The 10,428-nt window shown below is 61.8% G+C and carries 11 protein-coding genes; 7 read left to right on the top strand and 4 right to left on the bottom strand.

What is annotated here, in order from left to right; genetic code table 11:
* Window positions 1-202: 202 nt before the first annotated feature.
* The 6 genes from OKC30_RS17550 (at window position 203) to OKC30_RS17525 (ending at window position 6,211) form a co-directional block, all read left to right on the top strand.
* Window positions 203-784 (top strand): aminodeoxychorismate synthase component II, encoded by a 582-nt coding sequence (locus OKC30_RS17550; protein WP_134996614.1) that lies wholly within the window; start codon window positions 203-205, stop codon window positions 782-784.
* Between the two features lie 277 nt (window positions 785-1,061).
* Window positions 1,062-2,279, top strand: coding sequence for an aspartate aminotransferase family protein (locus OKC30_RS17545; RefSeq protein ID WP_039039586.1), 1,218 nt, complete (start codon window positions 1,062-1,064; stop codon window positions 2,277-2,279).
* Between the two features lie 75 nt (window positions 2,280-2,354).
* Window positions 2,355-3,374: an arginine N-succinyltransferase gene (gene astA, locus OKC30_RS17540; protein WP_010673834.1), complete on the top strand. Its 1,020-nt coding sequence runs from the start codon at window positions 2,355-2,357 to the stop codon at window positions 3,372-3,374.
* A 67-nt stretch (window positions 3,375-3,441) separates the two neighbouring features.
* Complete coding sequence (astD, locus tag OKC30_RS17535; RefSeq protein ID WP_103243572.1) at window positions 3,442-4,911, top strand: succinylglutamate-semialdehyde dehydrogenase; 1,470 nt, start codon at window positions 3,442-3,444, stop codon at window positions 4,909-4,911.
* A 69-nt stretch (window positions 4,912-4,980) separates the two neighbouring features.
* Window positions 4,981-5,778 carry a DUF1338 domain-containing protein gene (locus OKC30_RS17530; RefSeq protein WP_103259708.1) on the top strand — a complete coding sequence of 266 codons (798 nt, stop codon included), beginning with the start codon at window positions 4,981-4,983 and terminating at the stop codon, window positions 5,776-5,778.
* A 181-nt stretch (window positions 5,779-5,959) separates the two neighbouring features.
* Window positions 5,960-6,211, top strand: a complete 252-nt coding sequence (locus OKC30_RS17525) for a hypothetical protein (RefSeq protein ID WP_160838180.1) — start codon at window positions 5,960-5,962, stop codon at window positions 6,209-6,211.
* A 39-nt stretch (window positions 6,212-6,250) separates the two neighbouring features.
* Here OKC30_RS17525 and OKC30_RS17520 read toward each other — a convergent pair whose 3' ends face one another.
* Window positions 6,251-6,877 (bottom strand): HAD family hydrolase, encoded by a 627-nt coding sequence (locus tag OKC30_RS17520; protein WP_160838178.1) that lies wholly within the window; start codon window positions 6,875-6,877, stop codon window positions 6,251-6,253.
* A gap of 164 nt (window positions 6,878-7,041) precedes the next feature.
* Between OKC30_RS17520 and OKC30_RS17515 the strand changes: the two genes are divergently transcribed.
* Window positions 7,042-8,406 (top strand): MDR family MFS transporter, encoded by a 1,365-nt coding sequence (locus OKC30_RS17515; protein ID WP_160838176.1) that lies wholly within the window; start codon window positions 7,042-7,044, stop codon window positions 8,404-8,406.
* A gap of 104 nt (window positions 8,407-8,510) precedes the next feature.
* Here OKC30_RS17515 and OKC30_RS17510 read toward each other — a convergent pair whose 3' ends face one another.
* The 3 genes from OKC30_RS17510 to yqfB form a co-directional block, all read right to left on the bottom strand.
* Window positions 8,511-8,897, bottom strand: coding sequence for a DUF1622 domain-containing protein (locus tag OKC30_RS17510; protein WP_010673839.1), 387 nt, complete (start codon window positions 8,895-8,897; stop codon window positions 8,511-8,513).
* A 61-nt stretch (window positions 8,898-8,958) separates the two neighbouring features.
* Window positions 8,959-9,879, bottom strand: a complete 921-nt coding sequence (locus OKC30_RS17505) for an alpha/beta hydrolase (RefSeq protein ID WP_160838174.1) — start codon at window positions 9,877-9,879, stop codon at window positions 8,959-8,961.
* 87 nt (window positions 9,880-9,966) lie between these two features.
* Entirely contained in the window at window positions 9,967-10,299 is a 333-nt protein-coding gene (gene yqfB, locus OKC30_RS17500; RefSeq protein WP_042014549.1) for a N(4)-acetylcytidine aminohydrolase, read from the bottom strand.
* Window positions 10,300-10,428: the final 129 nt, after the last annotated feature.

The following is a 10,428-nucleotide window of genomic DNA, read 5'->3' as shown; positions in this document are numbered from 1 at the left end:
GAGCCGGCTGGAATGACGACTATCGGGCTCAGTTATTCTTTGGTTAAAATATCAACAAAGTGTGCTCCCGCCCTGCACAGCAGGTGAGGTGATCGCCGGTTTATTAACGCAATGAGACATGCCAGAATGCGCGGCGTTTGTCTGCCCGCGCTCGCAACGGGCTGTCCGATCACCGTCTCTGTCTTATTCCCAGGGTGTTTGCATGCTGCTACTCATCGACAACTACGACTCTTTTACCTGGAACCTGGTGCAATACTTCGGCGCTCTGGGGCAAGAGGTGGTGGTCAGGCGCAACGATGAGCTGAGCCTGGAGGAGATAGCCCGGCTTGCCCCCCGCCATCTGGTGATCTCTCCCGGCCCCTGCACGCCAAACGAGGCGGGCATCTCTTTGGCCGCCATCTCCCGTTTTGCCGGCGAGATCCCCATCCTCGGCGTCTGTCTCGGCCATCAGTCGCTGGCACAGGCCTTTGGTGCCCGGGTGGTGCGTGCCCGTCAGGTGATGCACGGCAAGACATCTCTCATCCGTCACAAAGGGGAGGGGGTGTTCAAGGGGCTCAACAACCCGCTGCGGGTGACCCGCTATCATTCTCTGGTGGTGGAGGCGACGTCGCTGCCCGACTGTTTCGAGGTCACCGCCTGGAGCGAACATGCCGACGGCAGCCTGGACGAGATCATGGGGCTGCGGCATAAAACGCTGGCGCTGGAGGGAGTGCAGTTCCATCCGGAGAGTATTCTGAGCGAACAGGGGCACCAGTTGCTGGCCAACTTTTTGGCCGTTTCCTGAAAAAATTGCGATGTCTGTCTCAAAACCGTCATGAGGCAAAAAAAATTTCCCTGAGACTTTATTCACCCTCCTCCCTGTCCAAATTATCTCTTGCCAACACCCCCTGAGCCGTTATGCAATGCGGTTGCCTAAAATCTCAAAGGCAATCGAACATTGTTCCTTATAGGCGGTTAAGTTACAGACTTTTTACTTTTTTTCTGTGATAATTCCGCCACGTTTACACGGATTTAACTTTTGGGCGGTGGATTATTCTGCCGCGAGATAGCAGGAGAGCAATATGTCAGAGTTGTTGGCAGTGACACGTGAAGTGTTTGATGAAGTGATGGTTCCCAACTATGCGCCGGCCAAAATCATCCCGGTGCGCGGCGAGGGGTCACGTGTCTGGGATCAGGAAGGCCGCGAGTATGTGGATTTCGCGGGCGGGATCGCGGTCAATGGCCTGGGCCATTGCCATCCCAAACTGGTCGAGGCCCTGAAATCCCAGGGTGAGAAGCTGTGGCACCTCTCCAACGTGATGACCAACGAGCCGGCCCTGCGCCTGGCCAAGAAACTGGTCGCCGCCACCTTCGCCGAGAAGGTCTATTTCTGCAACTCCGGTGCCGAAGCGAACGAAGCGGCCCTCAAGCTGGCCCGCCGCTACGCCATCGAGAAGTTCGGGGCCCACAAGACCCAGATCATCGCCTTCCACCAGGGCTTCCACGGCCGTACCTTCTTCACTGTCAGCGTGGGTGGCCAGGCTGCCTACTCCGATGGCTTCGGTCCCAAGCCTGCCGACATCACCCACGTCGCCTACAACAACCTGGAGGAGCTGGCTGCCGTCATCTCCGACAACACCTGCGCCGTGGTGATGGAGCCGCTGCAGGGCGAGGGTGGCATCATCAGCCCCACCGACGAGTTTGCCAAGGGGGTGCGCGAGCTGTGCGACAAGCACAACGCCCTGCTGGTTTATGACGAGGTGCAATCCGGTGTCGGTCGTACCGGCGAGCTGTTTGCCTATATGGGTCTGGGCATCACCCCGGACATCCTCACCAGCGCCAAGGCGCTGGGCGGCGGCTTCCCCATCGGGGCCATGCTGACCACCACCGAGATCGCTTCCCACCTGAAAGTGGGCACTCACGGCTCCACCTACGGCGGCAACCCGCTGGCGTGTGCCGTGGCCGAGGCGGTGATCGACGTGGTCAACACCCCGGCAGTGCTGAGCGGCATCAAGCAGCGCGAGCAGCTGTTCCGCGAAGGGCTGGAAGCCATCAACGCCAAGTACCACTGCTTCAGCGAAGTGCGCGGCAAGGGCCTGCTGCTGGGCGCCGTGCTCAACGATGACTTCAAGGGCCGCTCTCGCGACTTCCTGCTCGCCTCCATCGATCAGGGCCTGATGGCGCTGGTCGCCGGTACCAACGTGGTGCGTTTTGCCCCCTCCCTGGTGATCCCGGAAGCAGACATCAAGGAAGGGCTGGCCCGGTTCGAGAAAGCGGTCGCTCAGGTGGTCAACGCCTGATCCAAATTGAGGTGGGGAGCCCTCCCGGCAGGAGCCGGGACCCCACCTGTCGTCAATGAAAGGGAGTTGTCATTTATGTTGGTTATCCGTCCTATCGAGCAGCGCGACTTCGCCGGCCTCAAGACCTGTGCCATCGAATCCGGCACCGGCATGACATCCTTGCCGGTCAACGACGAGCTGCTGCAACGCAAGATCGATGCCTCGACCCAGACCTTCCTGGACAAGCCCGCCGGCAAGGGCGAGTGCCTCTATTTCTTCGTGGCCGAGGATCTGGAGACCGGGGAGATGGTCGGTACCTGCGCCATCGACGCGGCGGTCGGCCTGTCCCAGGCGTTCTACAACTATCACATCGGCAAGGTGGTGCACTCCTCCCCCAAGCTCGGCATCTACAATGTCGTGGAAACCCTCACCCTCTCCAACGACTACACAGGCAACTCCGAGCTCTGCACCCTGTTTCTGCGTGAATGCGCCCGCGAGGGGCTCAACGGCCGTCTGCTCTCCAAGCACCGTTTCCTGTTCATGGCCGAACACCCCGAGCTGTTTGACAGTACCGTCTTTGCCGAGATGCGTGGTGTCTCCGATGGCAACGGCCACAGCCCCTTCTACGAGTGGCTGCAAAAACATTTCTTCTCGATGGATTTTCCCACAGTCGACTATCTGACCGGCATCGGCAAGAAGCGCTTCATCGCCGAGCTGATGCCCAAGTACCCCATCTACGTCAATCTGCTAAGCAACGAGGCGCGCGCCGTCATCGGCAAGACCCACGAAAAGACCCGGCCTGCCCTCAAGATGCTGCAGGATGAGGGGTTCGTGAATCGCGGCTATGTCGATATCTTCGACGCCGGCCCCACTGTCGAATGCGAGGTGAAGAACATTCGCAGCGTACGCCGCAGCCAGAAGCTGGCGGTGCTGGTGGGTGAGCCCATCGGCGGCCATACCTACCTCATCTGCAACGCCAGGTTCGAGCAATACCGCGCCTGCTACGGCAACATCCGGGTCGATCTGGACAAGCACGAAGCCATCATTCCGCCCAAGATGGCGGCCGCCCTCAAGGTGGAAAATGGCGACATGGTGCGCGTCGTCGATCTGGATTGACCCGCCCCGCAGCACAGCATTGAGACAGGCTGCCGAAGCGGCCTGCGTACCCACAGGGAGTGAATTGATGATGTCTTTAGTCCAGTTTATCGATGGCCAGTGGCTGGCCGGTGAAGGCAAGCCGTTCGAATCCATCGACCCGGCCAAAAACGAGGTGATCTGGCGTGGTGAGGCGGCAAGCCAGTCCCAGGTGGATGCGGCCGTCAAGGCGGCCCGCACGGCCTTCTACCATTGGTCCGATCTGGCCCTTGAAGAGCGCCTTGCCATCGTGCGCCGCTATGCCGACCTGCTCGGCGAGCACAAGGAGGCGCTGGCCCTGACCATCGCCCGTGAAACCGGCAAGCCGCTGTGGGAGACCCGCACCGAAGTGGCGGCCATGCAGGGCAAGATTGCCATCTCCATCCGCGCCCATGACGAGCGTACCGGCACGGTGGAAAACCCCATGCCGGGCGCCAAGGCGTTCGTGCGCCACAAGCCCCATGGCGTCGTGGCCGTGTTCGGCCCCTACAACTTCCCGGGCCACCTGCCCAACGGCCACATTGTGCCGGCGCTCATCGCCGGCAATGCGGTCGTGTTCAAGCCTTCCGAGCTGACCCCCATGGTGGCTGAAGCCATGGTCAAGGTGTGGCAGGAGGCGGGGCTGCCCAAGGGGGTGCTCAACCTGGTGCAGGGGGAGGTCGACACCGGCAAGGCGCTGGCCGGCAACCCGGACATCGACGGCCTCTTCTTCACCGGCTCCTCCCGTACCGGCCACTTCCTGCATCAGCAGTTTGCCGGCCAGCCGGGCAAGATCCTGGCACTGGAGATGGGTGGCAACAACCCGCTGATCGTGAAAGATGTGAGCGACATCGACGGCGCCGTCCATGCCATCGTGCAGTCCGCCTTCATTACCTCCGGCCAGCGTTGCACCTGCTCGCGCCGTCTGTTTGTCGAGCGCGGCGAGCGGGGCGATGCCCTGGTCAAGCGCCTGGTGGAGGTGGTCGGCCAGATCAAGGTCGGCCTCTATGACGCCGCCGAGCAGCCGTTCATGGGCGCCATGATCAGCGAGAAGGCAGCACTCGGCATGGTCGAGGCGCAAGCCAACCTGCAGCGCCTCGGTGGCGAAAGCCTGCTTGCCCTCAAGCACCTGGAAGCGGGCACCGGCTTTGTCTCCCCGGGCATCATCGACGTGACCGCGGTCAGCGCGCTGCCGGATGAAGAGTACTTCGGCCCGCTGCTGCAGCTCATTCGTTACGATGACTTCGATGCGGCCATCGAGAAGGCGAACGCCACCAGTTTCGGTCTCTCGGCCGGCCTGCTCGGTGACAACGAAGCGGACTGGAACCACTTCTTCAAGCGGATCCGTGCCGGTATCGTCAACTGGAACAAGCCCATCACCGGCGCCTCCAGTGCCGCCCCCTTTGGTGGCATCGGTGCCTCCGGCAACCACAGAGCGAGCGCCTACTACGCCGCCGACTACTGTGCTTACCCGGTCGCCTCCGTCGAAGACAGCAAGGCTGCTATGCCGGATCAACTGTCTCCCGGTCTGACCTTCTGATAACAAGAAAATAAAAGAGGGGCACTGAACAGGTGCCCCAGTCTGTACCCGCAATCAAAGGAAAGAGAGATGCAAAAGGATATCGACACCCTGTTTGGCCATCTGTGGGACAACTACATTCAGGTCACCCCCAGTGCTCACAAGGTTCATCAACTGCTGGGCGGCGGTGCCCCCATCATCAACGATCATGTGGCGTTTCGGACCTACAACCTGCCCAAGCTCGGTCTCGAGAAACTGGCGGCCCACTTCCGCGCCCTGGGGTATGAAGAGAAGGGCGAGTATGTATTCAAGGCCAAGAAGCTCTATGCCAAACACTTCGAGCATAAAGATCCTGATGCGCCCAAGGTGTTCATCAGCGAGCTGAAGGTGGAAGAGCTCTCCGAAGTTGCCCAGGCCATCATCCACAAGCTGGTGGATCAGGTACCCGATCACCTCACCGACACCCCGGCCTTCCTCTACGCCGGCGCGCCCTGGCAGGTCTCCCACACCGACTACCAGACTCTGCTGGCAGAGAGCGAGTATGCCGCCTGGATGGCCGCCTGGGGTTATCGTGCTAACCACTTCACCGTCAACATCAACCGCCTGAAGGACTTCGACACCATCCAGCAGGTGAATGCGGCACTCAAGGCGGCAGGCTTCGTGCTCAACACCGTTGGCGGCGAGGTGAAGGGCGATCCCGAGGTGATGCTGGAGCAATCCTCCACCATGGCAGACAAGGCCGAGGTGCCCTTCAGCGACGGCGTGCGCACCATCCCGAGCTGCTTTTACGAGTTTGCCCTGCGCTACCCGCAGGCCGATGGCGTGCTCTACCCTGGCTTCGTCGAAGCGTCGGCCGACAAGATCTTCGAATCCACCAACGCCATGTAATGGCCGCCATGAAAACAACGCCCCGCCTGGGGCGTTTTTTTATGGATTTACGCCGACCTGACACCCTCTTTACCTCCCCTTGACCCATCAGTTCGCGGCGATTCGCTAGCATGATGCCGCCCGCTGCCGTGGGCCATCGCCGCACCGTGCCGGTGTATGCCACCCGTTTTGGAGTCATACCATGAAGATTGTTCTGCCTTTGCTGTTTTCCCTCACTACTCTGACCGCCGCAGCGGGCGATCAGGGCAGCCGTACCCCGCCCAAGCCTCCGCACGAGCTGTCGGCCGAGATGAAAGCGGCGTTTGAGGGCTGCAAGGAGCATGGCAAACCGGGGGAGTCGGAATTTGACAACTGCATGTCAGATCTGGGATTTGAGCGGCCGGACGGCCCGGTACCGGCAGGTGGGAAGCAGGGGGAGAATGAGGCCGAGTAAGCTGGTGCGGGCCCGTCGGTTAGGATGGGCCCGCACCGCTCACACCCGTTGCAGCGTCCCTTCGGTGGCCAGCAAGGTGGTCATGCCGGCGGCCTTGCCCGCCTGAATGCCTATCCGGGTGTCTTCAAACACCAGGCAGTTGGCCGGGTTGGCGCCGAGCTGTTCGGCCACTTTCAGGAAGGTGTCCGGGTGGGGCTTGTGATTGACCACATCATCGGCACTCACCAGCACGGAGATGAAGGCATCGAGCCCGGTCTGACGCAGGATGTGCGCCGCATGTTCCCGGGTTGAGCCGGTGCCTATGCCCATGGGGACCTTGCCGTGGTACTGCCTGACCAGCTCCCACATGGCGGGAAACACCCGGACGTCGTCGGTCCGTGCCAGGTAGAGGGCCACCTTGCGCCGGGCAAAGGCTTCCACGTCGACGGTCATCCCGTGCTGCTCTGCCAGCATGGTCACTATCTTGCGGGTGGGGATGCCGCCGTACTCGTTGAGCTGTGCCCGATCAAACGGCAGGCCGAACTCGGCACTGGTGATTTCCCAGGCATCCAGGTGCAGAGGCATGGAGTCCACCAGGGTGCCATCCATGTCGAAGATCAGGGCGTCGTACTCGTCGAATCGGGGCTGTTCACTCTGGTGATGATCGCAGGGGGATGACTGGGGCATGGGGGGCGTCCTCTTCGGCAAAGACTCACCCTAGCAGATCCGGCTTGCAGATGTCGCGACCTTCATCATGGTAGGCAGTGGTTTTGACCATCGGCTAATGATTTATGAGACAATAATGTGCCTTGCACCCCCTGTGCCGATATCTCACATGAGCGAGCTTGCCTATGTCCCCCAAAACCGTCTTCTCGAACGTGGCCCTGGTGATCGCCCTGGGCTCACTGGAAAAGAGCATCGTCACCACCCCCTTGCCCATCATAGGGGTTGAGCTGAACGCCGGTGCCGCCCTCACCTGGGTCGTGACCGCCTATCTGCTGGCGGCCACTGCGGCCCTGCCCATCTATGGCAAGTTGAGCGACATGTTCGGCCGAGGACGCATGCTCAACATCGGTATCGGCCTGTTTCTGGCGGGATCAGTGGCCTGCGCCCTGGCCCAGGATCTGCCAACCCTGCTGGCCGCCCGCGTGCTGCAAGGGTTGGGGGGCGGGGGGCTGATCGCACTCGCCTTTACCGTGATCGCCGACTGTATTCCGCCACGGGAGGTGGGCAAGTATCAGGGGTATATCTCGGCGGTCTATGCGGTCTCCAGCATCGCAGGCCCGCTGCTCGGTGGCTATTTTACCGAGCAGCTCAGCTGGCGCTGGATCTTCTGGATCAATCTGCCGCTCGGCGCTATCGCCCTCTGGCTGGTGAACCGCAATCTGGGTCACCTCAATGTGCGTCGCCACAGCCGCTTCGACTGGAAGGGAGCGGCACTGCTCATCACGGTCACCACCCTCACCCTGTTGCTGCTCTCTCCGGAGGCGGCCTTGCCCGCCGTCTGGCTCGCGGCTGCGCTGGGGGCGGCCTTGTTGCTGCTGGTCCTGACTGAGCGGCGGGCGCACGACCCCATACTGCCGGCCCACCTGGTGCGCCTGCCGGGTTATCTGGTGAGCGTGCTGCTGGCGCTGGCTTCGCAGTTGCTGATGTTTGCCGTGCTGGTCTACCTGCCGTTGCAGATGCAGTGGCAAAAGGGGATGAGCGCCAGTGACAGTGGCGAGATCATGGTGATCTTCATGGTCTGCATCACGGCGGGGGCCTTCGTCGGCGGCAAGCTCATCGGTCGCACTGGTCACTACCGGCGTTTCGTGGTGACGGGCTTCGCCCTGGCGGCGCTGGCGCTGTGGCAAATTCACTTCGATCTCTTTGCCAATCTGGGGCTGGGGTTCGCCGGGCTTGGCCTCGGGCTGGTGCTGCCGGCCCTCTCTGTGGTGGTGCAAAATGCCCTGCCACGGGAGGATCGCGGCATCGGCATGTCCCTGTTCAACTTCGGCCGGGAGCTGGGCGGGGCGGTCGGTGTCGCCATCTGCGCTGTGTTGTTCCATGCCGCCCTGCCAGCAGGCAGCAGCCCCAATCTGGCCAGCCTGAGCCCGGCCGAACTGGCACCCGGTTTCAGCGCCACCTATATCGGCATGGCGCTGATCGCCACCGCCGCCCTGCTGGTCACCTTGCTGGCATTGAAGCGCCACGAGCTGGCCAGCAAGCACGACTGATGGTTGCTATCGGATACAAAGAGGGCTCCCCGCGGGGAGCCCTCTTCATGGGATCAGGCTGGTGCCTTTCCTTCCGTGTCGTGGCCTTGTGCCACTCAGCCCGCTCATCGGGCGTCGGGGCGGGAAGGTGACCTGACAGGCTCGGGTTGCTGGCGCTCGGCCTGGGCATCGAGTTCCTTGCCGAGGAAGTAGTTCAGGAAGGTGCGGATGACCGCGATGATGGCGAGGCGCACCAGCTCCTCCTTGCTCGGTGCCACTGTGGTGGCCAGGATGTCGGCGGCGAGCTGGAACTCCAGCGCCAGGATGAGCCAGCTGCCGAAGCAGAGGCGGATACGGGGAAAGCCGGGCTCGTGATCCCGCACTCTGGCCGCCAGCCAGAGGGTCTTGCCAAGGCCGATGACCACGCAGGCGATGGAGATGATCTCCAGCAACAACTGGAACAGCTCCACCCCGTGCATCATGCCCTCTTTCAGGCTCGCTATCTCGAACACTCGGGTTACCTCCCTGATTCAAAAGAGACACTTTTAACACGGCTTGGGGGCCGGTTCCAACTCAGAGTCTTCTGAGCATCATGGCTATCTGGTCGATGAGCTGACGAGCGGCAGGGCTGATGGCCGCCAGTTGGAAGTAGCCGTGGATGACGCCATGCTGCCGCTGGCAAGTGGCATCGACGCCAGCCTGCACCAGCTTGCCATACAGGGCTTCCCCTTCGTCGCGTAGCGGATCATATTCCGCCGTGACGATATGGGTCGGCGGCAATCCTGACAGGGCGGGATGGTGGAGCGGGCTGGCTTCGGGATGGCTGGGGGGCAGGCTGCCCAGGTAGGCGTGAAAACCGCTTGCGAGCATGTCCCGGGTGATGAGGTAGTCGTCACCGAGATCGCGGTAGCTTTGGCTCTCGCAGAGGGCATCCAGCATGGGATAGAGAAGCAGCAGGGCCTTGGGCAAGGGGGCGCTGGCAGCCTTGGGCCGCAAGGTGGTGACCAGGGCGAGATGACCCCCTGCGCTGTCGCCGGCAATGGCGAGACGTGCCGGATCTCCATGCCATTTCTCCACCTCTGCCATGATGGCCCGCGTGGCGGCCAGCGCATCGTCGTGAGCCGCAGGATAGGTGTGTTCCGGGGCGAGGCGGGTGTGTACGGCGAAGATCAGGGCACTGGCCCGGTTACACAGCATCCGCATCTGGCGATCGTGGGTCTCGAAATCCCCGCTGACAAAACAGCCGCCGTGAAAATAGATCAGCACCGGATACGCGGGGTCCGGTTTGTCTGCGGGCCGATAGCAGCGGATGGCGTGGTGATCGGCCTGCCACTCTTCAATGGCGCCCACCTCTTCCCGCTCACCGCCCAACAGGGCAGAGGCTAGGTAGCCGTCACGGCGCGCCTGCCAGCTCAGCTGGCTCGCCTTGGGACGACCTGCGGCGATGAAGTCTGCCACCATGGCTGCGATGGCCGGTTCGAGTTGTTTTTCCATAAGACACCAATGACTGTATATAAAAACAGTCATTGTGCGCTTTTGGCCCGTGAGCGCAACCGGCGTTAGCTGAGGCAGCTCACAAAATCAGGCTTCAATCAGCACGAATTCAATCACATAGAGGGGCGGCAGTGCGGGGTAGATATCGCGGATCACATCTTTAAGCTCGGGGAGGGTCATGTTCTCCTGACGGGCGTGCTCGTCGCTCAGCGCCTCGAAGGCGACCGCCTTGACCGAGATGACTTCAATGGTGCCAAAAGGCTGGTGTTCCGGGTTGGTGAACAGGGCCAGGCGCTGGCCGGGCCGCCAGTTTGCCTCGCTCTCGTCGCGGATGGTGATGGTCTTTCGGCCAGCCTGGATGTCGGCGACAAAGCGGCTGAAGAAGGTGAATGCCGGGTAGGCCGGGGTGTGCTGGGTCATGTCGTCTCCGAAGGGCAAGGGGTGAGAGGGCGGCTCAGCCGCGGCGGGCCCATTTTAGGTTCTTCGCGGGATCTTGGGGAAGTGGAAGTTGACAGACAGGGTGCTGGTAAACTGGCTGTCTCCAAACAC

Source organism: Aeromonas sp. QDB18 (assembly GCF_027705325.1).
In the GTDB taxonomy this organism is placed as follows: Bacteria; Pseudomonadota; Gammaproteobacteria; order Enterobacterales; family Aeromonadaceae; genus Aeromonas; species Aeromonas caviae.
Note: the sequence above shows the minus strand (reverse complement) of the source record. Positions and strands in the feature narration are given on the sequence as shown.